Genomic DNA, 23429 nt, shown 5'->3' on the forward strand with positions numbered 1-23429 from the left:
AACGCTCACGACCAGCAAACAAGCCGCCAAACCCAAGCCCGCCACGCGCGCACTTCGGAATGATTCCACGAAGAATGCTACGCGCGCATCTTGACATGATTCCCCGGGGGCAACCCGCGCCCCGGTGAACGCAGTCCTCAGCCGTGCGTCACCGCAGCACCCAAAAGCCCGAACAGCGCTCCGGCCGCCAAGGCAATGAGGGCGCGCCTCCCTGTGGGATACAGCCAGCGGACTGCGAACACGGCCACCGCGAAAATGAACCCGTTCACAACGGTCATCGTGACCGCCAACCATTCGGCCCCGGTATACACCCCGAAACCTCCGCCGCTGCAGCCGCTGATCCCGCACCAGGCAAAACCCGCCACGAACCACTGCGGAAGGCTCAGCAGGACGGCGAGGGGCACGGTCCACCAGAGGTGCCGGACGTTCCGGGTGACCCCGTGAATTGTCACCCCCGGATCCAGAGGCACAGCGGCAGGCACAGACACAGGCGTGGCGGCGGCTGGAACGGGCTTCCGGATGCTCAGGACCATCCACCGGAAGAGCGCTGCCTTGACCACCGCAAGGGCGAGGAATCCCAGGTAGTGGACAACCGTCGTCGGACTCAACACACCCGGCGATGGCGGACTCGAGGTGTCAAGGAAGAAGACCACGGCGAAATACGCTGCCGAAACGGGCAGCGTCAGAACCACCACGGCCAGCCACAGCCGCTCCCGGAACACGGCATACAGACCCATGTCAAAAGAGCCGGCGAGGAGCGCAGCGGCAACAACGGCAACCGTCACCGTCAGATAAACGACGACGGCGATCCTCGCCCACCGCGGCAAGGTCCGTTTGTCCGGCCGAGATCCTGTCTGCATGATCATGACCGGGCCCGCGCCGGACGGACCATCCGGATTTCGGGCAGCTCTTCCCACTCGGGAGGCAGCTGGCCGCGCGTGCCGTCAGGGCGAAAGCCGTGTTTGACGTAGAAGGCCTGCGCCCGGGGATTGTTCTCCAGCACCCAGAGATACGCCGGGCTCTCACCGATGGCCGCGCTCAGCAACGCGACCCCCAGCCCGCTGCCGTGCGTCCGCCGAAGTGTGTACAGCGAATACAGTTCCAGCGCCTCCGGGCCGTCCTCATCCCGTGCGGGACCCGAGTCGGCGAGACCCACCACTTCATGGTTGTTGTCCACGGCAATGATCCGCGGGTCCCTACCGGCCAGGAATGGTCGACGGCGTTCCACACGTTCGGGAATGCTGGCCCTCCGCGTGCGGAAGAACTCCGCTGACAGCCGGTCACCATAGGTCTCCTCGTGGGCCAGGGTGTGCATATGCACCACGGCTTCAGCGTCCTCGGGAGTGGCCTGCCTGATGAGAAAGTCCATGGCCCCAGCCTAGCTAGTTCACCCAGCCGGTCTTCTGCAGCCAGCCGGCCAGGATGGGCAGCGCCACCGAGCTGTGCATCGCGCCCAGATGATCCAGGCCCGGCAGGACGCGGACGTCCCACCCGGCCTTGGTCAGGGCCGCTTGATGCCTCGCCAGGGGCTCCCCGATGGCCACGTGCACGCCGCCCCAGACCGGTTTGTAGTCGATCTGGTCCTCGGCGCCGGCGAACGCGAGTTTGGGCAGGTCCGCCGGGAGCGCTGCGGCGGAATCGTCAAAGCCCTGCAGCTCTTCATACAGGGTGACGAACTGCTGCGTCTGCGCCTCGGTGGTCTGGACCGACACCGAGTCCCAGTCGCCCGGCTCAGGTTCCGGGACCGGGCCTGCCGGTTCGCCTGCCGCCTGCACGGACATGGCATGCGCGGCGCGGGTGACCGCCAGCATGCTTCGGTACGGGCCCTCGAGCGGCGGGAACCCGCCCATGGCGAGCGCCCGCAGACGGTCGGTGCGGAGTGCGAGCTGCAGGCCGCACAGCGCCAGCCAGGAGTAGCCGTAGTAGGCAAAACGGTCGACGCCGGCGGCATCGGCAATTGCCAGCAGATCCTTCGCGATGTTCCCCGGCGTGAGCGTCTGCGGCGCCGGGTGGGACATGCGGTGGGCTTCGTAGTCGGCAGCAATGACCCGGTTGGTTGGTGACAGCCCGTTGATGAGGTTTGGTCCCAGATCCGGGTCCCCGCCCCACTGGCGCAGCGTCTCCGCCTCCGCCGCGGCGTGGGGCGCCAGACTGACCGGCAGGAGGACGGCGGGGCCGTCGCCGTGAAGGGCGACAGGGATGGTTGAGCCGTCATGGAGAACTGCCTCAATTGTGTCCATGGATTCCTCTTCGTGGGCGGTATTCACAGAGGGTATCCCCGTTCGTTGACACTCCTCTACAGCGGACGTGTACTTAAATTGGCGTCTGCGCATGCAGGGCCAAACCACGAAGCGGCCCGCGCTTTCGTGCGGCCGCCTTCAACACATGGAGGTCGAAATGGGACAGGCACGCGACGTCATGGACCGCTTAACCACGGCCATGTCAGCAAAAGACAAGGAGACACTAGCGGGGTGCTACGCCGAGGACGCCGTGGCCTTCACCCCTGATGAAGGCGAGCTCACCGGGCGGGAGGGAATCACCAACTACTTCGTCCATTTCTGGGAAGCGCTGCCGGACGTCACGTATGAGTACGCCGATAAACATGAGGCCGGGAATGTGGCTATCGATGAGGGTTTCGTCACCGGAACGAACACCGGGCCGTTGAGCCTGCCTTCCGGTCAAACGCTGCCAGCCACCGGCAAACACGTCAGAGTCAGAAGCTGCGACATCGCCAGGGTCGAGGGCGGCCTGATCACCTCGCACCACTTCTACTTTGACCAGATGGACTTCCTGGGACAGCTCGGGCTGCTTCCGGAATTGTCCAAACACTGATCGGCGCCAGCCCTACTTGAGGATCTCGGCACGGCGCAGCCGGACGATGTCCTCCAGTACGTCGTCGGGGAGGGGATGCGCCGCCGTGAACCGGATGGTCCCTTTGGACAGGGAGTACCCTTCAAGCCGGCCGGCGACGGCGTCAATCACCGCCGGGGAAAACGGGAAGACGGAGAGGTGCTTGGCTGCCCGAACGACGCCCACGAGTGGCTTTCCCTCAAGTTTCAGGGCGGGCATCCCGTAGCTCATCCCCTGCTCGGCCTCCGGCACAACGGCCCTTGCAATGTCGATCACATGTTGCAGGCAGCCGCGGTCCGGCTCAGGAAGATCGGCCAAGGAATCGTCAACGGTGCCCATGGCGCCCATTCTATTCCTAGGCGTGGCGCGCTATTCCTGAGCGTGGCGCGAGGGGCCGCACCTGCCTTCGCGGCAAGTGCGGCCCCTTCGTGCGCCAATCAGCCCTGCGCCTGGCTACTTGCGCTGGGAGATGTTGAGAATGTTCCCTTCGCTGTCCAGGAACCAGGCGGACTTCCCCCAGTCGTTATCAGCAACGCCGTTCTCCGTCTTCAGGCCGGGGAAATCGTAGTCTTCAAAGACGACCCCGCGGCCCCGCAGTTCCTCCATTTCGGCTTCGAGGTTGTCCGTTTCCCAGCCCATCTGGGTGTTCTTGGCCGTCCCGGCATTCTCTGTCTGGTAAATCAGGAAACCCGTTCCGTTGCCGCCGCTGTACAACAGGCTGTCGTCCTCCATGGACTCGGACGGTTCCAGGCCCAGCTTGTCCCGATAGAAATCCTTCGCCCTGTTGATGTCCTTCGCAGCGAGAACAGCCATGATGGTTCGATCCTTGAGCATGATGATTTCCTTTGTGCCTTGCTTTCGCGTTGGTGGCGATGCTCTCCCCCTGTGGCGGATCCGGAACCCCGTTGTCCGGTGCCGCGTGGCCGCCCGTTGCGCCAAGTGCCGGAGCGGCCACCTGGGACTCTCCTGCGCCGCGCCAGCCATCATCGGCGCGAGGGTCCCCGAAGCCTATGTGGCCATTATGGAACTGAAAGGGCACCCGCGGATATAGGGGATTTCAACCGCTTCGGGCGGCCCTCCCGGAAGCCTCCACGGTTGCCGTGAACAACTGTGGCATCTGGAGCCGCTTTTGTTGGCGCACACTTAGCTAGTGCGTACTTTTGGTGTTGAAGAAGAATTCCTGATCGTTGATCCCTCCAGCGGCAGTCCCCTGCCTCTGGCAGCGGACCTGCTGCGCCTCCAGGACCCGGGCGAACCGGCGGACCTTTCCACGCACCCGATGCTCGCCGTCGAGCTTCACCAAGAACAGCTCGAAGTGATCACCCACCCGCACAGCACCCTGAGCGGACTCTCCGCCGAGATCCTGTCAGGCCGCGCCTACGCGGACTCACTCGCCCGAAAAGTCGGCGCCAGGATCGCCGCGCTTGCCACGTCCCCGCTGGCAGTGACACCCCATTCCACCAGCAACCCCCGCTATGACGCGCTGCTGGAAAAGTTCGCCGTGGTGGCCCGTGAGCAGCTGACCTGCGGATGCCACATCCATGTCTCCGTCGATTCCGATGAGGAAGGCGTCGCAATCCTGGACCGCATCAGGTCCTGGCTGCCGCCGCTGATGGCGTTGAGCTCCAATTCCCCGTTCTGGGACGGCGCTGACAGCGGCTATGCGAGCTTCCGCACACAGGCCTGGAACCGGTGGTCCTCTGCCGGGCCGACGGAAATCTTCGGCTCGGCGCAGGCCTACCACCAGCGCGTGGCGGACCTGGCTGCCACGGGCGTAGTCAACAACCCTGATTTTGACGCCCGCCTCTCCGCCCGCCACCCCACCGTGGAGATCCGGGTATCCGATGTTTGCCTCGATCCCCGCGACACCGTCCTGATCGCCGCCCTGGTGCGGGGCCTGGTGGAGACAGCTGCCCGGGAATGGAAATCCGGGCAGGCGGCGGACACGGTTCCGGCCATCATCCTGCGCCAGGGAGCCTGGCTGGCCAGCCGGTGGGGCATCCAGGGCGAGCTGCTCCACCCGCTGACCCACAAACCGGAGTCCGCACGCAACGTCATCGCCGCGCTCCATAACCATGTCCGCGACGCCTTGGTCGAGGCGGGCGACGCAGCCTACGTCGAGGAATCCCTGCACCGGATCTTCGCCAACGGAACCGGCGCCAGGCTGCAGCGGCAGGCCTACGCGCGCCACGGCCGGCTGGCTGACGTGGTGAGCGACGCCGTCGTGGTTACCCACCAGGAACCGGCTATCTACGAGCCGCTCACCCCGGTTGACCTGTCACTTTTGGTCCCCAACCCGGTGGTTTAGCCACCAAACCTGATAGAGCAAACCCGCGCGCCTGGGGCCTCGCGTCGGATTCCCCGTCGCCTACGCGGCTTCGAGGACCGTTTTGAGCTTCGCCAGCTGCGCCACTTCGGCCTCCATGGTGCGGGCGATCACCGGGCCCACGAGCTTCATGAGCCCTTTGGGCTGCAGGTCCAGGGTGAACCTGACCATCGTCCCGCCGGGAACTTCGCTGAGTCGGTACTCCCCGGTGGGCCGGGCGGGGCCCGCCACCACCTGGAAGGCCAGCAGCCTGCCAGGTTCGGCTGCGGTGATCTCATAGTCGCCGGCGATGGGCCGTCCGCCAGGAGTTGAGAGCGTCTGGCTGTAGAAGGCGCCCAGGGCTCCGGCCGCACCGGTTTTCAGGGCGGTGGCCTGAATCCCCGAGCGCCATGCCTGGTTGTTCAGGCCGTCGGCCAGGTAGGCGTAGACGTCCTCCGGCGAGCGGCTGATGTTGGTTTCGTTTTCTGCGTGCGCCACGGCTCTCCCCCGGCGATCAGTCGGCCATGACCTGGCGGCCGGTGAACGCCACCAGCCGGTCCATACTTACCGCGGACTCTTCCACCAGGGTTTCGTCGGCGAAGCTCTTTCCGCGCATCTGCGGGCTGATGGTGTTGTGGGCCAGGCCCAGGACGTAGTCGGACAGCACCGGCGAAACGTCCAGGTCCTGGCCGGTGGCCGTTGCGAAGTCCCAGGCGTGGACCAGGAATTCCAGGTTCAGGATGTTGGCCACCATGGAGGCCGGCAGTTCCGCGAAGCCCATGTCGACGGTCCCCTCCAGGCCGCGGGCCTGGAACGCTTCCAGCGTGGGCTGGGCGGCGTCCGCGATGCGGACTTCCGGCGCAGCATCCGGCTGATCGACGACGGCGACGCCCAAGGCCTTCGCGATTCCCGTAATGGAGCCCACCAGGTGGTCCACGAGCTCCCTCACGGTGAAGTCCTCGCACGGTGTCGGCTTGTCCGCGTCACCATGTGTCAGCGTCCGCAGGACACGCTGGACGATCGCGAGCGTGGCCTCGGCGCTGATGAGCTCGTTGATTGGATCCGGAGCCGCCGCCCAATCGTCCGCGCCGGCGTCGTTCGTTGTGGCCAGCGTGACCAGGCGCTCGAAGTAGTGGTTCCACCCCTCGGTGTGGCCGGCCTCACCCTCCGGGCTGAGGCCCTCGTGGACCAGGCGGACGTTGGTCCCGCCGTCGACGCTGTCCAGGGTGATGGTGACTGTGGAGGCATCGGCGGCCGGGGCCGTGGAACCTTCCCAGTCCCAGGTGAAGACGACGCGCTTGCCGCGTTCGATTTCCGTGAATGTGCCCGCCGCGGAGTGCCCCGGCGTAATGGTCCAGCGGTACTCTCTACCCACGCGGAGGTCCACGCGCGCGGCGACGGCCTGCCAGCGCCGCAGCCGTTCGGGCCGGGTGATCAGGGCGAAAGCAGTGTCCGGGTCGACCGGAATGAAGACGGATTTGTCAATGGTCATCAGGGTTCTCCTTGAGATGTGGATGCTGCAGGGCGGTGGCCTCGGCCACCAGTGAATCCAGTTCGTCGGTCCAGAAAATGTCCAGGGATTCCCTGAGGCTCCTCATTCCTCCGGAGTCGAGACTGTAGTACCGGTTGCGTCCGTCCTTCCTGGCACGCACCAGTCCGACGTCGGCGAGCACCAGCAGGTGCTGGGAGATCGCGGACCGGCTGACGGCAAAGTTGGCCGCCAGTTCAGTGACGGACTGCTCGCCCCGGGCCAGCAGTTGGAGCAGGCGGCGCCTGTTCGGTTCCGCGGCAGTTTCGAGAAGATCAGGCACCAGAGATACGTTAGTGGCCACTAACGTCTTCAGCAAGTGTCAGGTGCAACTTCCCCGGTTGCTCTATCACTTGTGGTCCCCGAAACCGCGGTTTAGCAGCCGTACGTGATAGAGCAACCGTGGGGATTTGGGCAGGGGTGGGCCGGGAACCGCGGGATAATGGGAGCATGAGCAATCAGGACCCGGATCCCTGGGCGGAATTCGACAGGCTCAAGCCCGCAGTCCCGGACCGTGTGGCCGGCTATCCGGGCGGCGAACCGGTGGGCTTTGGCTTCCGGACGGGTGTGCGCAGCGCCAAAGTGGCCCTCGGCTTCGCCGTGTACGCGCTGGCGCTGGGAACCATGCTGGTCCTCACCGGCGCGGTGGTCTTCATCGCGCAGGGGCAATGGCTGCTGCTCGGGCTGATGGTGCTGATCGAGGCCGCCTTTGTCTATGGGTTCATCCGGCTGGCACGCCAGGCGCGCGACCGCCGAGTCTCCGGCTAGTCGCCCCTCCGGCCAGGCGGGCTTCTGGACAGGCTGCGGGGCAGGCTTCTGGCCGGGCAGTACGGCTAGGACCGCGCGGCGCGGATAGCCCGGGCGCCAGCGGCGCCGGCAGCCAGGATCACCGGGACCAGGCACATCAGGGTGACCACGGTGTTGGGGCGAAACGCCGCGCGGCCGCCGACGGTCCGGTACACACCCAGCGGCAGCACCATCCCGCCGCCACCCCCGCCGGAGGCACCGTCACCGGCTTCGCCGCCTCCCCCGAACCCGAAGGACACCAGGGCAACCGGGATGATTTCTTCCCCGCCCACCTGGACGGCCGGGCCATAAGCCTTGGTGACGCCGATGTTTTTGAAGGTGTCCACGAAGGACGAAAAGGAATCAGACATGGCTTCACCATAGGCGCGCGGCGCGGCGATCACCATGGGTGAGCGGCCGACGTCGGGCCTTCCCCCAGCGAGCCGCGCATTTCCCCGCGACCCCTGCCTGCAATACTTCGGGGATGTCTGCTCCTTCAGCCGCGTTCGCCGAGAACGCCATCCGCCAGCCCGTGCGCGCCCAGTTCGAGGCCTTCATCGATGACCACCGGAACATGCTCAACGCCTGCCTGAACGGCCTCACCGAGGAGCAGGCGCGCCGGCCGCTGGTGGCATCCCGCACCACTCTTCTGGGCCTGGTGAAGCACGCGGCGTTCGTGGAGAAAGTCTGGTTCGACGAGGCCATCACGTGCCGGACGCGCACCGAGATCGGCATTCCGGCAACGCCGGACGAGTCGTTCATCCTCACGGAGCAGGACACCATCGCCAGCATCCGGCAGGCGCACCGGGAGGCGTGCGAGGCATCGCGCCAGGCGACGTCGTTGTTGAATCTCGACGACGTGCTCCGCGGCAACCGCCGCGGCCCGCTCCCGCTGCACTGGGTATACCTGCACGTGCTGCGGGAGTTCGCCCAGCACTGCGGGCACGCCGACTTACTTCGGGAACAGATCCTCAACGGCTGACGCCGGGCAAGCGCCGGCGTCAGCAGCGCCGAGTCAGGCCTTGTTGGCCGTCGCGGCGGCCGAGAGCGCAGCCAGCCCACGCTCGAAGTCGCCGCCGACCATCTTGTCCATGTTCACGATCATGGCGAAAATCTTCGCGAGCCCCTTGTTCTCGCCGGTCATCCGCCACGTGACCTGGGTTCCGCCGTCGGCCGGTGTGAACGTAAACGTGGTGGGATTCACAGCCTTGAACGGCTTTGTGAACTCAAGCCGGACCTTGATACTCCGGGGAAAGTCGGACTCGACAATTTCCATGTTTCCGCTGCCTGCTTTGCGGTTTCCACTCCACGCATACTTGGCCCCCACACCGACGTCACTGCCCGAATACGAGCGGTTAAGTTCCGGGTCCACGTTCTCCCAGGGCGACCATTTAGTCCACTCCAGAAAGCTGTTGACCAGCGGAAACACGTCTTCCGCGGGGGCAGGAATAAGGGCGCTGCGAGTGACTTCGTAAGTTGACATGCCGCAATCATAGGTGGAGGGAGCCGATATTCAGCGAGTCCCGCATGTGGCGTTCACCAAGTGTTCCGGAACCCGATACCTGTCTTGCGTACTGTCGCAGGATCGACGGCCGGAGGTACGGCCGCATCAGTGAAAGAGGCATCGATGACCACCGGAATCCACCAGCCCACCCTCAGCCGGCGGGCCGCGCTGGCCGCCGCCGGAACCCTTGGCGCGCTGGGACTGACAGTGGCTGCGACAGCCGGAAGCTACGCGGCACCGGGGGCGAAGGCACCCAAGCCCGCACTTGCCTTCCGCCCAAACGGCGGCTTCAAAGTGATCCAGTTCAACGACACCCAGGACGACGAGCAAACGGACCGCCGCACGATCGAGCTCATGGACAAGACCCTGGACGCGGAGAAGCCGGACTTCGTGGTGATCAACGGCGATGTGATCAATGGCGGCTGCGACTCTGAGCTGGAGGTCAAGCAGGCACTCAACCACGTGGTCCAGCCCATGGAGCGCCGGGAGATCCCGTGGGCCATCACGTTCGGCAACCACGACGAGGATTCCGTGGCACGGACGGGCATGACCGAGGCCAAAATGCTGCAGTTCCTGCAGACCTACGAATTCAACATGAACGGCGACTCCACGCCGGGGCTCACCGGGACGTCGAACTCGATGCTGCTCGTGCAGTCGGCTAAGTCCAAGGAGCCGGCCTTCGGCCTGTGGCTCGTCGACACCGGCCGGTATGCCCCGGACGCCATCAATGGACAGGACTTCGAAGGCTACCCCGACTGGGACTGGGTACGCATGGACCAGGTCGCCTGGTACCGCAACCTGTCCATCGCCACCGAGCAGAAGTACGGCAAGAAGGTCCCCTCCCTCATGTGGGGCCACATTGCGCTCCACGAGCACCGCAACATGTGGTTCGCCAGCCTCGACTCGCGGACGGACGCCGATCACACCCGGGCCCTCACGAAGCACAACATCGTCGGCGAACGGAACGAGGACGAGTGCCCCGGTCCCATCAACTCCGGCCTGTTCAACGCCTTCCTGGAGCGCGGGGATGTGCTCGGCTACTTTGTGGGCCACGACCACGTGAACACCTACGTGGGCAACTACTACGGGGTGCAGCTCGGCTACGCCCCCGGAACCGGATTCGGCGCCTATGGGCTCCCCGGCGCTGAACGGAACCGCCTGCGCGGCGCCCGGGTCTTTGAGCTGGATGAGAACCACCCCGGAATCTACAAGGACACCCGGCTGGTCTTCGCCAAGGACATGGGCATCGACCTGACGGCCAACGACCAGCCGATCGTTCCCCAGCCACTGGACCCGGCCCAAGCCTAGGGACGTTAGCGTCGGCCAGGACTAGGGTGCCGCTCCGTGTGGCTCCGTGTGGCTCCGGCGGGACTGGCGGGCGAGGGGGTGGGACGGGCTATCCGGCTGTTGGCCGGTTCCTCCCATCCCATCCCCTGTGCCGCAGGTTGCGGGTGGCCACCAGCGAGGCGCCGATGAACAGCACGCCCAGGACCACGGTGGCGACGCCCACGTAGAACCATCCACCCTGGCCGAAGATCATCAGCGCGACGCCCAGCAGGCACAGGCCTTTAGCGGTGATATCCAAGTACAGCTGCACCTTTGGCGAGTCCATACCTCCACGATAAGCCCGGCGGCGGCATCGCAACCCGTGCGCTTTTCCTAGTCCGCCCGCTCGGAGCTACTGGTCAGGCGGACAGCGGCCAGGCCCGCGGCCGCAGCCCACGCCTGCGGCGAACCTGCGTGATGGTACGTAACCGGCACAGGGAAATCCGCCCGCGAGAACCCGCCGAACAGTTCCGGCAGGCTGTTGCCGAAGTGCGCGGCCGCCTCCCGGATCCCCTCTGCCACGGTCCGTGCCTGGTCGGTCAGCCCGTAGGCTGCCATTCCCTCCGCGGCCAGCATGGTGTCATGCGGCCAGACGGAGCCGTTGTGATAGGACATCGGGTGGTAAAAGTGCTGGCCTTCGGCGAGGGTCCGGATCCCCCACCCGGTGAAGAAATCGTCCCGGAGCAACCGGGACGCGACCGCACGGGCGTCGTCCGCATCGAGGATCCCCGCCCACAGCAGATGGCCGGCATTGGAGGCCAGCGCGTCAACCTGCTGGCCTTCACCGTCCACGGCCAGGGCGGGAAAGTTCTGGTTCTCCATCCAGAACGCGTCCCGGAAGCGGAGCTTCAGCTCGTCGGCGAGCCCGCGAAGGGTGCCTGCCCAGGCCTGGTCATCCCATTGCTCGGCTGCGAGGCGGGCGCATTCCCGGAGGCCGCGCCAGGTGTAACCCTGCACTTCGGCAAGGGCGATGGCGCCTACCGGTTCGCGGCCGTCGGCTCCGGCCACGGCGTCGAACGAGTCCTTCCAGCCCTGGTGGAGCAGGCCCGCGGGGTCCGGGGTGTAGCGGACAAACCCGGTGTCCTTCAGGCCGCCGTCGCCGAGGATCCACTCGACGGCGGCCCGGGCGGGCTGCTCCAGGTCGCGGAGCAGCGCGGGATCCTCCACTTGCCCCATCGCCATCAGGAACAGCGGTGTGGAGTCCACCGTGCCGTAGTAGCGGCCGTAGGGAACAGCACCCAACTGGGCCAGCTCGCTCACGCGCACCTCGTGGACAATCTTCCCCGGCTGCTCCACCCGCGCCGGATCATCCGCTGTTCCCTGCGTTGCAGCCAACGCGCGGAGCACATCGCCCAGCAGCTGCGGGCATTCTTCACGCGTGAGCATCGACGCCAATAAGGAATCCCGGCCGAAGAGCGTGAGGAACCAGGGCAGCCCGGCCGCGGGGATGGTCAGTTCGGGCTTGACGGGGCAGGGCATCAGCAGCGAATCAAGGTCTTTCAGGCTCTGGCGCGCCAAGGCGGTCAGCCCCTCGCCGGAACGTACGACGGCGGCCGGAACCGTCGGGCGTGCCTGCCCGCCACTGGCGACCGCAGAAACAGTCAGGGCCTGCGTCTCCCCCACTGCCAGCGCCAGATCCCAGGACAGGGCGGCGCCGACGAAGCGCCCGTCGGCAGGCTCCCTGCGGACCGTTGGCGGGATGCTCGCGGCCAGGCGGACGCCGGCCTCGAAGGTCCGGCCACGGAAAGTGTGGCTGTAATCGAAAGCCAGCGAGCCGTCGTCGTGGACGTCCATGCTGCTGGCGGCGGCGCTGAGATCGAAGATCCGGCCGTCGGTGCGGACGGTGAACTGGTCCGCGAAGTCTGTGCCGGCCCGCAGGACCAGCCGGGCGGTGATTGGCACCCGGCCAAGGTTGCGGATGCGCAGGGTGTCGGTAAGGCCTCCGGCGTCCAGCTCCTGGGTCCGGAGGACGAAGAGGTCGTGCGTCTGGTTCCGCCGTGCCGCCGGACTGAGGGCGGTCTCGCGGCGGCCCGGTTCACGGACGCTGCCCACATCCCAGAAGGTGGAGTCGTTGATCTCCAGGATCCAACGGGACAGCAGGCGCGTATCGGCAATGTAGAGGCCTTCGGTTCCCTGCGCGGGTGCGTCTGCCCGGCCCACGCTTCCGTCGGCAGCGCCGCGCATCATGGCGCCGTGGGCCACGAGGACCGAGACGGCGGACGGGGGTGCAACAGCGGTCATGGCGTGCTCCGATGATAGGTGGTTTCCAGGGCCAGCGCGGCGGTCCAGCTGAATCTGCGGGTCCCGTGCGCGGCTCCGGTCCAGGGGTCTACATACTCGGGGAAGTTGTGCTCCGCTGCGAGCCTGCCGATATTGCCCCGAAGGAAGGCCGCCTGGTCGGTGTGGCCAAGCCTGTCCAGCGCCTCCGCGACCATCCAGGACATGTTGAACCAGGCCGGGCCGCGCCAGTACAGGGCCGGATTGTGGTCCACGGCCGTGGCGTCGTAGCTGGGCACCATCAGGGCGCGCCCGTCCATGAAGCGGGGTCCGTACAGGGTCTCCAGCAGGGCGTCGGCGTGGACCTGTCCGGGCAGCAGGAGCGGGATCAGGCCGTTGATGGTCGCCTTCTTGACCACTGTTCCATCGGTGATGTCGCGGGCTGAGTAGCAGCCCAGTTCCGGGACGTACAGGGCCTCCAGCGCTTCGGTGATCTGTTGCGCCCGGTCCCCGTGGGCCTCGCCGGGCAGGCCCAGCTCGGCGGCGATGTCCGCCAGGGCCAGCTCCGACACCGCCAGCAGCGTGTTGAACAGCGGATCCTCCATCAGGAACGGGTAGTCCGCATCGGCGTCGTCGCAGCCGTTGTCCCGGTAGCGCTCAGCCATCCAGAAGTATTTGCCGTACTCCTTCTGGCTGGGCCGCTCGCCGGCGTCGGCGTGCTGCAGGTCGGGCCGGTTCAGATCGGTTTTGCTGTCAGCCGGGATCCGCTTCATCACCGTGTCCCACAGCGGCGAATTGTCCGTGCCGGACTCCCAAGGGTGCACGATGCAGGCCAAGCCGGACCCGCCGCGGTCGCGGCGGCCGGACAGGTATTCGTGCCAGTGGACCAGTTTGGAGTAGTTCCGCTCCAGGAAGGAGCGGCGGCGGGATTCGGCGGGGTCGGCCTGGTGGATTTTCCAGACAGCCCACGCATGGTTTGGCGGCTGGACCAAGCCTGCTGTCTCCACCTGCTTCGGGGAGCCGGGAATGAGGCGGGACTGCCAGAACGATGCCCCCGGGGCGTAGTCCTCGTCCCGGTGCGGATCGAAGATGATCTGCGGCAGCCGGCCGTCATCCCACTGGCCGGCGAAGAGTGCATCCATCTCCTGGCCCGCGCGGCGGGGTGAGATCCGGCTGAGACCCACGGCAATGAAGGCCGAATCCCAGCTCCACTGGTGGGGATAGAGGCCGGCGGCCGGAACCGTGTGGGTCGTGCGCCAGTTGGCCTCCAGCACCGCCGTGGAACGCGCGGCGATCATTGCGTCCGTCGCTGGAGACCCGCCGTCGTCGATGGTCCCCGAAACGGCCGTCACAGGTATCGCCCCAACAGGGAGGGCACCCGGGGAAGGACTTCCTCCGCCGGTCCGGACAACCGGGATTCCAGGGCCACTGTGCCCTGGTAGCCGATGGATTTCAGCGTCGCACCAAAGAGGGCCCAGTCGATGTGCCCGGCACCGGGTTCGAGGCGGTTGGAATCGCTTGCCTGAATGTGGCCGATGTATCCGGCGGCGTCCTGGAGGGCCGCTGCAGGGTCGCTTTCCTCAATGTTCATGTGATAGGTGTCCGGAGCCAGGCGTACGGCGTCCAGGCCCACAAGCGTCAGCAGCCGCACGCCGTCGGCCAGGGTGTTGATCATGTGGTCCTCATAGCGGTTCAGGGGTTCAAGATAGATCTCCACCCCTTCGGCGGCCGCATGCTCGCCAAGCTCCGTGAATGATTCCACCAGCACGGCGGTGTCCTCTTCCTCGGTGCGCGACGGGATGAATGGAGGAAGGCGCTTGGAGAACATTCCGTAGGAGGCCGGCGTCATGACGCCCCGGCCGCCGATCTCGGCCATAACGCTCAGCTGCGATTTGAGCTGGACGACGGCGTCCTTCCGCAGTTCGTCGTCGAAGGCTCCGACAAAGTGGGGCATCTCCACGCATGCGGTAGGCATGACCACACCGGCATCCCGGGCCCGGCGCAGTTCCGGCAGGCGCGCCTGGAACTGCAGCCCGCCGGCGGACCGCAGTTCAATGCCGCCGAAGCCCCAGGAAAGCGCTTGGTCGAATTTCTCTTCCAGGCTGGTACCGGGCAGGTGCTGCTCCTGGACGGTGATGAGGGTCATGGGAACTCCAATACCACCTGGAGGGCGGACTCCGGGTCCGTGTCCAGGAGTTCGTAGGCTTTGGCGGAATTCGCCAGGGGAAAGGTGTGGGTTACCAGGGCCGGCGCGTTCACCCGACCGTCGGCGAGATGGTCGACTACGGTCTGCTGCAGCCGGGGCACGGTCCAGCGGGAGCGGAGCCGGTTAGGAACGGAGCCGATCTGGGAAGCGAGGAGCTGAACCCGGTTGTGGTGGAACTCCTCACCGAACCGGACACCGGCGGCTTCGCCCTGATAGAAGCCGGCGGCGATGACGGTGCCGTCGGCACCTACCGCCCGGGTGGCTTCGTGCAGTGCACGGTAGTTTCCGCTGAGTTCGATCGCCACGTCCACGCCGGCGCCGCCGGTGATGCGCCGGATGTCCCCTGCCAGTTCCGGGGCGGGGCCGAAGGCATGCAGGGCACCCCATTCGAGGGCACGCCGGCGGCGGGCCTGGATTCCGTCCACGGCGATCACTTTTGCCCCGTTAAGCACTGCGAAGCGGGTGGCAAGCAGTCCGATGACGCCCTGGCCAAAGATGGCCACGGTGGAGCCGGGGCCCAGGTCCGCGGCCAGCACGGCACTCAGGGCGATTGCGCCAACCCGCACGAAGGCGCCGGCGAGGGGATCCATCCCTTCCGGCAGCACGTGGCCCCGCAGTGATTCTGCCGCGAGAACGCCCTCGTCCCGGTGGCCCCAGATCCCCCAGACCATGTCGCCCACCTGCACGGGAGGATCGGCATCAACGGTGTCCACCGCCTGTCCTGCCTGCGGTGCCAGCTCCACCACTTCGCCCACTTCGGAATATCCCCAGCCATCCAGCGGATAGCCAAGCGCCTCCTGCCCGGGCTGGAACAACCGGGCATCGGGATCCCAGATGGATGTCAGGTAGGGGTTCGTGCCACGGTAGGCAGTGAGCTCGGTGCCCGCCGAAATGCCGGAATAGATGGTCCGCACGCGCGCCTGACCGGCTTCGAGCGGAACGGAAGGCTGGTCGATCACGGCGACGCTGCGCGGCGCGGCCATGCGGAGGAAGCGGGACACTTCGGATCGATCCTTAGGTAGGTGAGGTGGCTAGGACTGTGATGCAAACGACATTAGCATAACAACTAGCCTACTTGTGTATAGACGTTAGGCAGAATCGGCAGTATCTTCATCACATGGTTTCTGACGCCTCCACGAGGCAATCCCCTGCCCGCTATCCAGCTGTGAAAGTCGGGCTGGTCGGCGCCGGCCAATGGGCCGCAACCATGCACGCACCACTGCACAGCGCGGGCGCCGAGACCGAACTTGCAGGCGTGTGGTCCGCGAGCGGGAGCACCGCCAAGGCGCTTGCCGCAGAGCATGGCGGACGGGCCTTCGGCACGTTCGAAGAGCTGCTCGGCGGATTCCTTGACGGAGGATTCCTCAACACCGGATTCCCGGCTGGCAAAGCCACCGAAGGCTGGCGCGAGGAGTTGGGCGTGCTGTACGTCCTGGGCCCGCACCTGCTGGACCTCCTGGAACTCGCTGCCGGACCGATCCAGGCAGTTCGCGCCGAAGGCAGCAAGGACTATGTCACCCTGACCACATTCCACAGTGACGGCGCCACCGGCCAGGCGTGCCTGTCCGGCTCCGTTCGGCTGCCCCAGGCCAGAACCACGCTCAGCGTCTACTCAGCGGCCGGCAGCCTGGACTACACCACCGAGGGGATGGACCACCCCGAATGCTGGCCTGCCTTGCGGCGGGAGTTCGCAGACGCCGTGCAGTAGTCGGAGTGCCCGGTCTTGCGGCCGAATCGCCCGCCATCAGCCTTTCTCCGCGCCGGCAGTGAGGCCCTCGGTGAGGAGCCGCTCAGCAGCGAAGAAGATGATGATGATGGGCAGCGTGAGGATCACCGAACCAGCCATCAGCACCGTGGTGGGCACTTCAATGCTGCCGGCCAGCTGGGACAGGCCCAGCGAGACGGTCCAGTTGGAACGGGTGTTCACTAGGAACAGCAGGGCGAAGAGGAACTCGTTCCACGCGATCATGAACACGAACAGGCCGTTGGAAATGATGGCCGGCAAGGCCAGCGGCAGGCTGATACGGCGCAGCACGCCGAGCCTGCTGCAGCCGTCCAGGGCCGCGGCTTCCTCCAGGCTGGTGGGAATGGTGTCGAAGTAATTGCGCAGCATGTAGATGGTGACCGGGATGACCTGGGCCACGTACACGATGAGCAGCGCCACCAGCTGGCCGCGCAGGCCGAGCCGCGTGAAGAAGGTGAACAGCGGGATGGCCAGCAGGATGCTGGGGAACAGGTACACGGCCAGGAACAGCGCACTGATCTGGCGGCGGCCGAAGAAGTTCAGCCGGCTGATGGCGTAGGAGCCTGGAATGGCCACCAGCAGCGAAATCAACACCGTTCCCAGCGCCACCATGGCACTGTTGCCCATGAACCTCAGGAAGCCTTGGCCACCGTCCTCCTGCGGAGTCATGATGTTGCGGTAGGAACTCCAATCCAGTTCGCCGAACGGAATGGCCAGCGAGCCGGGATCGCGCAGCAGCGAGTCAAGGGGCCTGATGGAGAGGATAAACATGTAGTAGAACGGGAACAGCGTCACCAGCACCAGGCCCACGATCACTACCCAGCGGAGCACACCGAAGACCTTGGTCTCGATCACGTCCCGCGTCCAGCGCGAACCCTCCGGGGGCCGGGACGGGGAGGCCGGGCGTCTCGTTTCGACGGGGACAGCCATCAGGAGACCTCCTCTTTCTTGCCGAAGAATTTGATGTAGATTCCCACCATCAGGCCGAGGATTACGGCCAGCACCAGCGCCTGGGCAGACGCGGCACCAATATCGCCACGCGCGGTCAGGAAGTTGAACACGGTCACGGCCACCACTTCGGTACCGCCGCCACCGCCGGTGAGCAGGTAGATGTCATCAAAGCTGTTGAACGTCCAGATGAACCGCAGGACGGACAGCATGGCGATGGTGGGCAGCAGTTGCGGAAGGATGATGTGGACAAAGCGTTGGATGGGGGTTGCCCCGTCCACCCTGGCGGCTTCCTCCAGGCTGTCCGGAATAGCGTTGATCCGGGCCGTGAGGAACAGGAAGGCGAACGGGAAGGACCGCCACATTTCAAAAACGATAACGGCAATCAGCGCGGTGGGGATTTCAAAGTTCAGGCCGAGGAAGGAGACTTCCCTGGCCCGCTCGCTGAGGAAGGGAATGGACTCCTCCCAGCCCAACAGCCGCTTTCCCCAATAGTTGATGAGGCCGAACTGCGGATCCAGCATGGTGGTCCAGGTGAACGTTACGGCCACGATGGGTGATACGTAAGGGATCAGCATGGACGCGCGGATCAGGGTCCTGCCCTTGAACGGCCTCCGGAGGGCCAGCGCCGCGATCAGCCCCAGGATGATCGCCCCAGCGGTGCCGAAGATGGAGTATGCCAGCGTAGTGCCGAGCGACGTGAAGAAGCTGCTCGAGAACACGCTTTCGAAGTTGGCCACCGTATACGGGCCGAAGATGCCGGCGGTACGGATATTCAGGATCCGCACGCGCTGGAACGCCAGCACCAGGGTCCAGAGGATCGGCAGAACCACCATGACCAGGACCAGAATCAGCGTGGGCGAAAGCAGTGTAAGTCCGGCCCGCTGCTCCTCCCTGGCCATCGGTGAAAGCCTGCGGCGCCCCCGCGGGCCGGCGGCTGATGCCGCCGGCCCGGCAGGAACGTCCTTTTTGACAGAACTCACTTCAGCGAACCCTGAATGGAGCGCAGGGATTCCGCGGCCTGCTTGGCTGCGGTTGCAGGATCGACTCCGCCGGACGTGACGTCGCTGACGGCCTTGGCGATGGGCAGTTCGCCCAAGGCTGCGCCCACCAGGTCGCCCTGGCCCTGGGTGATGCCCCAGCGCTTCAGGTCATCCGGACCCTGCTCAAGGATGGAGAGGACGTCCTCGGAGTAGAAGTTACCCAGAGGTTCTTTCCGGTCCACACCGGCGGGCATGGTCTTCCACTTGTCCGAGTATTCAGTCGGCTTGTCCGCCGTTCCCGCACGGACCGGAAGCCTGCCTTCGGGGGCGATGGACAGCCAGTCAACATAGCCGTCGGTCATGAAGTACTCCACGAACTTCTTCGCGGAATCCGAGGCAGAGTCCTTCATGACTGTCCAGGACACAATCTCGCCGAACTGGGCTGGCTGCCCGCCGTCGGGTCCCTGGATACCTGTCACGACGCCCGTGTTCTTGGCGAGGAAGGCAGGATCGACAACGCACTCCGGGCACGTGGGCTTCGCGTTGTCACGCAGGCCGGCCATCTCGTCCAGGATGAAGGTGGACCATATAGCCATGGCTGCCTGGCCTGCGAAGTAGGAAGCGCGGACCGTGTCCACGTCTTGGGCGCCCGGAACCGAGTACTGGGTCAGCATGTCGCGGTAGAACTCAAGGGCACCCACACACTCGGGGCTGTCAAAAGTGATGTCCCCCTGGTCATTGACCATTTCACAGCCGTTGCCCTGCGCAATATGTTCGAAGGTCTGCTGGGTAAACGCCTCGCCAGGCTTATTGGCTGCCGCAAGGCCTGCGAGCTGCGGGGTGTCCAGCTTTTGCGCCGCTGCCTTGATGTCGTCATAGGTCTTCGGTGCCGCAATGCCGGCCTTGTCGAAGAGGTCTTTCCGGTAGTAAAGGAGCTGCTGCCAGGAGGAGTCGGGGACCGACAGCTGCTGGTCGCCGTCCCGCGTCAGCTCGAGGGCCCGCTCGGAGAATGTGCTTGCACCCAGGCTCTCGATGACCGCCTTGTTGCCTGCGGGGTCCACCAGGTCGTTGGCGGCGAGCGTGCGGACCTGCGCAAGCGAAATGGAGCCGATGACATCCGGGAGGTCCCCGGCCGCAGCGGATGAGGTCAGGACCTGGTTGAACTGGTCCTCTGGCACGCCCACCAGGTCAACCTGAACGCCCGTGGCGGCGGTGAACTTGGCGATGATCTCCTCCGTTTTGGCGACGCGATCCGGCAGGGTGTCCGCCGTCCAGACGGTGATCGCCTGCGTGCCGCCAGTGGTTGGGCCGCCATTCGAACCTTCGTTGGGTGTGCAGCTTGCCAGCATTGCCATGGTCAGCGACGCTGCCGCAATCACGGCCACTTGTGAGCGGCCTCTGGTTCTCATCACTTCGATGCTCCTGTCTTCGGCGGCCCCGAAACCGGTGCCGCGGATTCGCGCGCTGGGCCCCCGTTTCCGTCTGGCCCGGACCGCTTCGGCCGGGCCAGCAAACAGGTGCTGAAAGACTTCCCGGCTGTGAGCGCAGTCACAAAACCGGGACTTGTGCCTAAAGGCTATCCAAATGTTGTCTAGCTGTCTAGCATTAGCTGCAGAGTCAATCGACACGGGCGCAAGCAGGTTGTGCCTCCTCCACCTCAGGAGCACCTAGGATTGCCAAAGTGCCTTTCAACCGTAGGAGCCGCAGATGTACGTGGGACCAGGGGACGTCCTTCAGCTAATCCGGTCGGGTAAGGCCCGGACGCGCGGGGACCTCCAGGAAGAAACAGGCATGTCCCGCATGACGGTGGCACAGCGCGTGGATGCGCTCCTGAAGGCCGAACTGATCCGCGAGGCAGGCACTGCCAGGCCATCCGGCGGACGCCGCCCCACTGACCTGGCCTTCAACCTCCAGCACTCCTGCACGATTTCAGCGTCGGTTGAAACAACCTCCACCCGCGTCGCCCTCACCGACCTCAGCGGGGCCATCGTGGCCGATGAACACCTGGATATTGCGGTCGACGACGGTCCGGAGAAAGTCCTGCACGGCATCATCGAAGCGGGATACAGACTCCTTAAGAGGTCCAAGACGCCGGCGTCGAAGGTCTCGGGGGTGGGTGTCTCCATCCCCGGCCCGGTGGATCCGCACACGCTCCGGCCCAGCCAACCGCCCATCATGCCCGGCTGGGACGCCTACCCGATAGTGGAGTTCATCCAGGACGCGTTCCCGGTTCCTGTCCTGGTGGAGAACGACGCGGACGCGATGGCTGTGGGCGAATACAGTGCCGGGTTCGCCGGCACCACTTCGCTGTGCCTGGTGAAGGTTTCCACCGGCATCGGCACCGGGCTGGTCATCGACGGGCGGATCTACCAGGGCGTCGACGGCGGCGCGGGCGACATCGGCCACGTCCGCCACCCTGCTTTCGCTGAGCTGCAGTGCCAATGCGGCTCCTTCGGCTGCCTCGCCGCGGGAGCCAGTGGAGGCGCCATCGCACGCGAACTCGCAGGCCTCGGCATCGAGGCTTCCTCGGGGCGGGATGTGCGCCAGCAACTGCTGGCGGGAAACGTCGACACGATGCGGCTGACACACGAAGCGGGCCGTCGGCTCGGCGAAGTGATGGCCACCGTGGTGTGCCTGCTTAATCCGGCAGTCCTGCTCATCGCCGGAGACCTTGCCTCGTCGTCGCTCATCGGCGGCATTCGCGAAACGCTGTACCCCATGTCGCTCCCCCGGGCCACGCGTCACCTAGACGTCCGTCTTGCAGCCCTGGGCGAGGACGCCGGAATCCGCGGGATGTCCTCCCTGTTGGTGAACCAAGTATTCTCTGCTTCCGCGGTCAACGCCCGGCTCGGCTAAGCGCAGCCGGAAAACTGACCGCTACGCCCGGGCCCGCGGGGCCAAGGCGGTGTTCAGGAACTCCAGGTGCGCCGGCGTGATGGCCACCGCGGCCGCCGCGTAATCCGGGTGCTTGCGAACGTACTTCTTGATGAAGGGGCCGACCGGGACGATGGCGCGACCCTCGTCAATCGTTTCATTGAGCGCCACCTTGGCGAGCTTGCCTGCAAGTCCCTGGCCGCCGTATTCCTCATTGATCACCGTGTGGTAGAAAATCCGCTGCGGCGAGCCGCCGCCGTCGTACTCCTTGTACACGGCTTTACCAATGACATTCCCGCCGGTCAGCACTTCGAAGCGCTGCCGCTCCGGGTTGTGGCGGATGGTGACATCGTGCACGGGATCTCCTCGGTTCGGCTTCCTGTACAGCCTAACCTCGGTACCCCCGCCCTTATTTCGTCTCCCGCTAACAGGCCAGGTTGAGCGCGTTAACGGCTGCTTCGGCCATCTCGAGCGACCGCCAGTCTTCGAAACCAACCGGGTCCCGGACGGGTTCACGGGCCACCGCCATTGCCACCTGCCGGGACCCGTCTGCGCTGATCAGTGCGAGTGCCGCGTATCCCCGCACCACGCCGACATGGCCGAAATAGTCATTGTTGGAGCACTCGTCGTACTGCCTGACGAGGCCAAGGCCGAACGTTTCGTACTTTGGATGATGCATCTCCTGCACGCTTTGGGGCGTCAGCAGCGTCCCTTTCTGCAGGGCGGCGAAATAGGTGTTGAGTTCCGGGACGGTGGAAATCATGCCGGTGTCGGGGGAACGGTTGTGGAATGGAGCTAGAGCCTTGTCCTCCAGCTCGCCGGTTTCCGTCCGGGTGTAGCCGTGGAGCATCCGCTGCGGGCCCGGTTCCTCCCCCGTCATCAGGGTGTCCTGCAGCACCAAGGGCACCACGTTGTCGTCGTGAATGACCGCTCCGATGTCCTTGCCCCGCAGCTTCTCGACGAGGAGGGCTAATGCCGAATAATTCGTGGCGGAGTAGCTGTACAGGCTGCCCGATCCGCCGGTCCAGGGCATGCCCGCAACGAACGACACACGTTGTTCATGGGTGAAGGGCCCGTCACCTGTGTGGATGGGCGATACCCAATAGTCGGGCATCCCGGACCGGTGGCTGAGGAGGCTGCGTATGGTGATGGGTCCAGGCGGCTTGATGATGTTCTCGAAGTCCGGCAGGTACTTCTGGATAGGGTCATCCAGCTGGACTTTTCCCTCCTCCACCAGCTTCATGACGGACACCGCCACCATGGTGGTGGTGATGTCGCCGATATGGGTCTGGTCGCTCAACTGCACGGGTTCCCGGGTCTCAAGGCTTCGGACGCCTTCGGCCGAGGACCATTCGCCCAGCCTTGACTTCAGCTGGATGATGACGGCCGTCGCTCCCCCTGCGCGCATTTCCGCGCTGTACTTTTCCAGCACTCCCACAAAAGCCCGCGGCGCCGGGGCAGTGGCGGACGCCGCCGTCGTGGATTGAACGGACGGGGACTGCTGATCTGGCGGATCCGGGGCGCTGGTGCAGCCTGCGAGCGAGGCCAACAGCGCGGCCGCTGCCACGGCGACCGCAAGGCCGGAGGAGCTGAAACCATGAACGGCTGCCTGCATCCCACGTCCCTTCACGGGCCGGTCAGCACCTGAACTCCCAAGAGACCGCCAGCTGCCCCGGCACCTTCGATATTCCTCAGGGCAAAACGGAGTGTCAAGGATGCTGCCGCAGCCCGGTGACGCAGCCGCCCAGGCCTTGTAGTGTCGTGGGCAATGGGCAAGGATTTCCCCTGCCGCCCACCAGCAGCGAACCGGCAACCTAGGAGCGAACATGACTGTTGACGAGAACGAAGCCCAGGTCCTGGACCAGTGGACGCAGCGACTGGCGCAGGCACTGCAGATCCTGGACCTGGAGGTGGATCAGGAACTCCTCCTTGATCTGGCCAGGAAGTCTGCCGGCTCGGTGATCCATGCGGCTGCACCGGTCACCACGTTCCTGGTGGGTTACGCCGCAGGGCTCGCCGCCGGCAACGGCAGCGCCGGATCCAAGGAAAAGTCGACGGCGGCAGTCACCCAGGCGGCCGACGTCGCCTTCCGGCTGTGCGAGGACGGGCACGACGGCGGCCCGGCGGCTGGGGGCTGGGCGGACACCGGCCAGTAGCG

At 65.6% G+C, this 23429-nt stretch carries 28 protein-coding genes; 8 read left to right on the plus strand and 20 right to left on the minus strand.

Features of this window, described 5'->3' with window-relative positions; translation table 11 throughout:
- Positions 1–137 precede the first annotated feature (137 nt).
- Genes ACX80V_RS20910 through ACX80V_RS20920 form a run of 3 tightly spaced genes read right to left on the minus strand, consistent with a single transcriptional unit; the run spans position 138 to position 2240 of the window.
- Positions 138–860, minus strand: coding sequence for a hypothetical protein (locus ACX80V_RS20910; protein WP_485844757.1), 723 nt, complete (start codon positions 858–860; stop codon positions 138–140).
- A gap of 2 nt (positions 861–862) precedes the next feature.
- Complete coding sequence (locus ACX80V_RS20915; protein WP_485844758.1) at positions 863–1369, minus strand: GNAT family N-acetyltransferase; 507 nt, start codon at positions 1367–1369, stop codon at positions 863–865.
- A 13-nt stretch (positions 1370–1382) separates the two neighbouring features.
- The gene (locus ACX80V_RS20920; RefSeq protein WP_485844759.1) at positions 1383–2240 is read right to left on the minus strand and encodes an alpha/beta fold hydrolase; all 858 of its coding nucleotides are present in this window, start codon (positions 2238–2240) and stop codon (positions 1383–1385) included.
- 157 nt (positions 2241–2397) lie between these two features.
- Between ACX80V_RS20920 and ACX80V_RS20925 the strand changes: the two genes are divergently transcribed.
- The gene (locus tag ACX80V_RS20925; protein ID WP_485844760.1) at positions 2398–2832 is read left to right on the plus strand and encodes a nuclear transport factor 2 family protein; all 435 of its coding nucleotides are present in this window, start codon (positions 2398–2400) and stop codon (positions 2830–2832) included.
- 12 nt (positions 2833–2844) lie between these two features.
- Here the strand turns inward: ACX80V_RS20925 and ACX80V_RS20930 are convergent, their stop codons facing one another.
- Entirely contained in the window at positions 2845–3189 is a 345-nt protein-coding gene (locus tag ACX80V_RS20930) for an iron chaperone (protein ID WP_485844761.1), read from the minus strand.
- A 114-nt stretch (positions 3190–3303) separates the two neighbouring features.
- A complete protein-coding gene (locus ACX80V_RS20935; protein WP_485844762.1) occupies positions 3304–3684 on the minus strand; it encodes a VOC family protein in 381 nt (126 codons plus the stop codon).
- Between the two features lie 316 nt (positions 3685–4000).
- Here ACX80V_RS20935 and ACX80V_RS20940 point away from each other — a divergent pair, with 316 nt between their 5' ends.
- The gene (locus tag ACX80V_RS20940; protein ID WP_485844763.1) at positions 4001–5158 is read left to right on the plus strand and encodes a glutamate--cysteine ligase; all 1158 of its coding nucleotides are present in this window, start codon (positions 4001–4003) and stop codon (positions 5156–5158) included.
- A 60-nt stretch (positions 5159–5218) separates the two neighbouring features.
- Here ACX80V_RS20940 and ACX80V_RS20945 read toward each other — a convergent pair whose 3' ends face one another.
- The 3 genes from ACX80V_RS20945 to ACX80V_RS20955 are packed head-to-tail and all read right to left on the minus strand — an operon-like array spanning position 5219 to position 6966.
- Entirely contained in the window at positions 5219–5653 is a 435-nt protein-coding gene (locus ACX80V_RS20945; RefSeq protein ID WP_485844764.1) for an SRPBCC family protein, read from the minus strand.
- Between the two features lie 16 nt (positions 5654–5669).
- The gene (locus ACX80V_RS20950) at positions 5670–6647 is read right to left on the minus strand and encodes a TIGR03086 family metal-binding protein (protein WP_485844765.1); all 978 of its coding nucleotides are present in this window, start codon (positions 6645–6647) and stop codon (positions 5670–5672) included.
- Positions 6637–6966 carry an ArsR/SmtB family transcription factor gene (locus ACX80V_RS20955; protein WP_254750419.1) on the minus strand — a complete coding sequence of 110 codons (330 nt, stop codon included), beginning with the start codon at positions 6964–6966 and terminating at the stop codon, positions 6637–6639. Before ACX80V_RS20955 ends, ACX80V_RS20950 begins: the two co-directional genes overlap by 11 nt.
- 167 nt (positions 6967–7133) lie before the next feature.
- Here ACX80V_RS20955 and ACX80V_RS20960 point away from each other — a divergent pair, with 167 nt between their 5' ends.
- A complete protein-coding gene (locus tag ACX80V_RS20960; protein ID WP_485844766.1) occupies positions 7134–7451 on the plus strand; it encodes a hypothetical protein in 318 nt (105 codons plus the stop codon).
- 65 nt (positions 7452–7516) lie between these two features.
- On the opposite strand, the gene ACX80V_RS20965 is transcribed toward ACX80V_RS20960, so the two are convergent.
- Complete coding sequence (locus tag ACX80V_RS20965) at positions 7517–7840, minus strand: hypothetical protein (protein WP_104062533.1); 324 nt, start codon at positions 7838–7840, stop codon at positions 7517–7519.
- 113 nt (positions 7841–7953) lie between these two features.
- On the opposite strand from ACX80V_RS20965, the gene ACX80V_RS20970 reads away from it, so the two are divergent.
- On the plus strand, positions 7954–8451 hold the full coding sequence (locus ACX80V_RS20970) for a DinB family protein (protein WP_485844767.1): 498 nt from the start codon (positions 7954–7956) through the stop codon (positions 8449–8451).
- A 33-nt stretch (positions 8452–8484) separates the two neighbouring features.
- On the opposite strand, the gene ACX80V_RS20975 is transcribed toward ACX80V_RS20970, so the two are convergent.
- Positions 8485–8952 carry an SRPBCC family protein gene (locus tag ACX80V_RS20975; RefSeq protein WP_485844768.1) on the minus strand — a complete coding sequence of 156 codons (468 nt, stop codon included), beginning with the start codon at positions 8950–8952 and terminating at the stop codon, positions 8485–8487.
- Between the two features lie 144 nt (positions 8953–9096).
- Between ACX80V_RS20975 and ACX80V_RS20980 the strand changes: the two genes are divergently transcribed.
- A complete protein-coding gene (locus ACX80V_RS20980) occupies positions 9097–10281 on the plus strand; it encodes a metallophosphoesterase family protein (protein ID WP_485844769.1) in 1185 nt (394 codons plus the stop codon).
- A gap of 88 nt (positions 10282–10369) precedes the next feature.
- Here ACX80V_RS20980 and ACX80V_RS20985 read toward each other — a convergent pair whose 3' ends face one another.
- From ACX80V_RS20985 to ACX80V_RS21005, 5 genes are read right to left on the minus strand one after another with little or no spacing between them, the layout of a single operon-like run.
- Positions 10370–10585 carry a hypothetical protein gene (locus ACX80V_RS20985; protein ID WP_058929882.1) on the minus strand — a complete coding sequence of 72 codons (216 nt, stop codon included), beginning with the start codon at positions 10583–10585 and terminating at the stop codon, positions 10370–10372.
- 47 nt (positions 10586–10632) lie between these two features.
- A complete protein-coding gene (locus ACX80V_RS20990; protein WP_485844770.1) occupies positions 10633–12540 on the minus strand; it encodes a glycogen debranching N-terminal domain-containing protein in 1908 nt (635 codons plus the stop codon).
- Complete coding sequence (locus ACX80V_RS20995) at positions 12537–13868, minus strand: MGH1-like glycoside hydrolase domain-containing protein (RefSeq protein ID WP_485844771.1); 1332 nt, start codon at positions 13866–13868, stop codon at positions 12537–12539. Before ACX80V_RS20995 ends, ACX80V_RS20990 begins: the two co-directional genes overlap by 4 nt.
- On the minus strand, positions 13865–14662 hold the full coding sequence (locus ACX80V_RS21000) for a sugar phosphate isomerase/epimerase family protein (protein WP_058929885.1): 798 nt from the start codon (positions 14660–14662) through the stop codon (positions 13865–13867). Before ACX80V_RS21000 ends, ACX80V_RS20995 begins: the two co-directional genes overlap by 4 nt.
- The gene (locus ACX80V_RS21005) at positions 14659–15723 is read right to left on the minus strand and encodes a zinc-dependent alcohol dehydrogenase (protein WP_485844772.1); all 1065 of its coding nucleotides are present in this window, start codon (positions 15721–15723) and stop codon (positions 14659–14661) included. Before ACX80V_RS21005 ends, ACX80V_RS21000 begins: the two co-directional genes overlap by 4 nt.
- Before the next feature lie 116 nt (positions 15724–15839).
- Between ACX80V_RS21005 and ACX80V_RS21010 the strand changes: the two genes are divergently transcribed.
- Complete coding sequence (locus ACX80V_RS21010; RefSeq protein ID WP_485844773.1) at positions 15840–16430, plus strand: hypothetical protein; 591 nt, start codon at positions 15840–15842, stop codon at positions 16428–16430.
- Between the two features lie 36 nt (positions 16431–16466).
- On the opposite strand, the gene ACX80V_RS21015 is transcribed toward ACX80V_RS21010, so the two are convergent.
- From ACX80V_RS21015 to ACX80V_RS21025, 3 genes are read right to left on the minus strand one after another with little or no spacing between them, the layout of a single operon-like run.
- Positions 16467–17396: a carbohydrate ABC transporter permease gene (locus ACX80V_RS21015; protein ID WP_485844774.1), complete on the minus strand. Its 930-nt coding sequence runs from the start codon at positions 17394–17396 to the stop codon at positions 16467–16469.
- Positions 17396–18397 (minus strand): carbohydrate ABC transporter permease, encoded by a 1002-nt coding sequence (locus tag ACX80V_RS21020; RefSeq protein ID WP_485844775.1) that lies wholly within the window; start codon positions 18395–18397, stop codon positions 17396–17398. Before ACX80V_RS21020 ends, ACX80V_RS21015 begins: the two co-directional genes overlap by 1 nt.
- Positions 18394–19806, minus strand: a complete 1413-nt coding sequence (locus tag ACX80V_RS21025; protein ID WP_485844790.1) for an ABC transporter substrate-binding protein — start codon at positions 19804–19806, stop codon at positions 18394–18396. Before ACX80V_RS21025 ends, ACX80V_RS21020 begins: the two co-directional genes overlap by 4 nt.
- 382 nt (positions 19807–20188) lie before the next feature.
- Between ACX80V_RS21025 and ACX80V_RS21030 the strand changes: the two genes are divergently transcribed.
- Complete coding sequence (locus ACX80V_RS21030; RefSeq protein ID WP_485844776.1) at positions 20189–21253, plus strand: ROK family protein; 1065 nt, start codon at positions 20189–20191, stop codon at positions 21251–21253.
- A 21-nt stretch (positions 21254–21274) separates the two neighbouring features.
- Here ACX80V_RS21030 and ACX80V_RS21035 read toward each other — a convergent pair whose 3' ends face one another.
- Both ACX80V_RS21035 and ACX80V_RS21040 read right to left on the minus strand, forming a co-directional pair.
- Complete coding sequence (locus ACX80V_RS21035) at positions 21275–21628, minus strand: GNAT family N-acetyltransferase (RefSeq protein ID WP_485844777.1); 354 nt, start codon at positions 21626–21628, stop codon at positions 21275–21277.
- A 67-nt stretch (positions 21629–21695) separates the two neighbouring features.
- Positions 21696–22886: a serine hydrolase domain-containing protein gene (locus ACX80V_RS21040; protein WP_485844778.1), complete on the minus strand. Its 1191-nt coding sequence runs from the start codon at positions 22884–22886 to the stop codon at positions 21696–21698.
- A 211-nt stretch (positions 22887–23097) separates the two neighbouring features.
- Between ACX80V_RS21040 and ACX80V_RS21045 the strand changes: the two genes are divergently transcribed.
- A complete protein-coding gene (locus ACX80V_RS21045) occupies positions 23098–23427 on the plus strand; it encodes a DUF6457 domain-containing protein (RefSeq protein ID WP_248762200.1) in 330 nt (109 codons plus the stop codon).
- The last annotated feature ends 2 nt before the right edge of the window (positions 23428–23429 follow it).

It is taken from the genome of Pseudarthrobacter arbutini (assembly GCF_054510915.1).

Excerpts from the sequence above, each read along its gene's own strand:
- ACX80V_RS20910 (WP_485844757.1), bottom strand. The coding sequence starts at position 860 with ATGCAGACAGGATCTCGGCCGGACAAACGGACCTTGCCGCGGTGGGCG.
- ACX80V_RS20915 (WP_485844758.1), bottom strand. The coding sequence starts at position 1,369 with ATGGACTTTCTCATCAGGCAGGCCACTCCCGAGGACGCTGAAGCCGTG.
- ACX80V_RS20920 (WP_485844759.1), bottom strand. The coding sequence starts at position 2,240 with ATGGACACAATTGAGGCAGTTCTCCATGACGGCTCAACCATCCCTGTC.
- ACX80V_RS20925 (WP_485844760.1), top strand. The coding sequence starts at position 2,398 with ATGGGACAGGCACGCGACGTCATGGACCGCTTAACCACGGCCATGTCA.
- ACX80V_RS20930 (WP_485844761.1), bottom strand. The coding sequence starts at position 3,189 with ATGGGCACCGTTGACGATTCCTTGGCCGATCTTCCTGAGCCGGACCGC.
- ACX80V_RS20935 (WP_485844762.1), bottom strand. The coding sequence starts at position 3,684 with ATGCTCAAGGATCGAACCATCATGGCTGTTCTCGCTGCGAAGGACATC.
- ACX80V_RS20950 (WP_485844765.1), bottom strand. The coding sequence starts at position 6,647 with ATGACCATTGACAAATCCGTCTTCATTCCGGTCGACCCGGACACTGCT.
- ACX80V_RS20960 (WP_485844766.1), top strand. The coding sequence starts at position 7,134 with ATGAGCAATCAGGACCCGGATCCCTGGGCGGAATTCGACAGGCTCAAG.
- ACX80V_RS20965 (WP_104062533.1), bottom strand. The coding sequence starts at position 7,840 with ATGTCTGATTCCTTTTCGTCCTTCGTGGACACCTTCAAAAACATCGGC.
- ACX80V_RS20970 (WP_485844767.1), top strand. The coding sequence starts at position 7,954 with ATGTCTGCTCCTTCAGCCGCGTTCGCCGAGAACGCCATCCGCCAGCCC.
- ACX80V_RS20975 (WP_485844768.1), bottom strand. The coding sequence starts at position 8,952 with ATGTCAACTTACGAAGTCACTCGCAGCGCCCTTATTCCTGCCCCCGCG.
- ACX80V_RS20980 (WP_485844769.1), top strand. The coding sequence starts at position 9,097 with ATGACCACCGGAATCCACCAGCCCACCCTCAGCCGGCGGGCCGCGCTG.
- ACX80V_RS20985 (WP_058929882.1), bottom strand. The coding sequence starts at position 10,585 with ATGGACTCGCCAAAGGTGCAGCTGTACTTGGATATCACCGCTAAAGGC.
- ACX80V_RS20990 (WP_485844770.1), bottom strand. The coding sequence starts at position 12,540 with ATGACCGCTGTTGCACCCCCGTCCGCCGTCTCGGTCCTCGTGGCCCAC.
- ACX80V_RS21000 (WP_058929885.1), bottom strand. The coding sequence starts at position 14,662 with ATGACCCTCATCACCGTCCAGGAGCAGCACCTGCCCGGTACCAGCCTG.
- ACX80V_RS21010 (WP_485844773.1), top strand. The coding sequence starts at position 15,840 with ATGGTTTCTGACGCCTCCACGAGGCAATCCCCTGCCCGCTATCCAGCT.
- ACX80V_RS21015 (WP_485844774.1), bottom strand. The coding sequence starts at position 17,396 with ATGGCTGTCCCCGTCGAAACGAGACGCCCGGCCTCCCCGTCCCGGCCC.
- ACX80V_RS21025 (WP_485844790.1), bottom strand. The coding sequence starts at position 19,806 with ATGAGAACCAGAGGCCGCTCACAAGTGGCCGTGATTGCGGCAGCGTCG.
- ACX80V_RS21030 (WP_485844776.1), top strand. The coding sequence starts at position 20,189 with ATGTCCCGCATGACGGTGGCACAGCGCGTGGATGCGCTCCTGAAGGCC.
- ACX80V_RS21040 (WP_485844778.1), bottom strand. The coding sequence starts at position 22,886 with ATGCAGGCAGCCGTTCATGGTTTCAGCTCCTCCGGCCTTGCGGTCGCC.
- ACX80V_RS21045 (WP_248762200.1), top strand. The coding sequence starts at position 23,098 with ATGACTGTTGACGAGAACGAAGCCCAGGTCCTGGACCAGTGGACGCAG.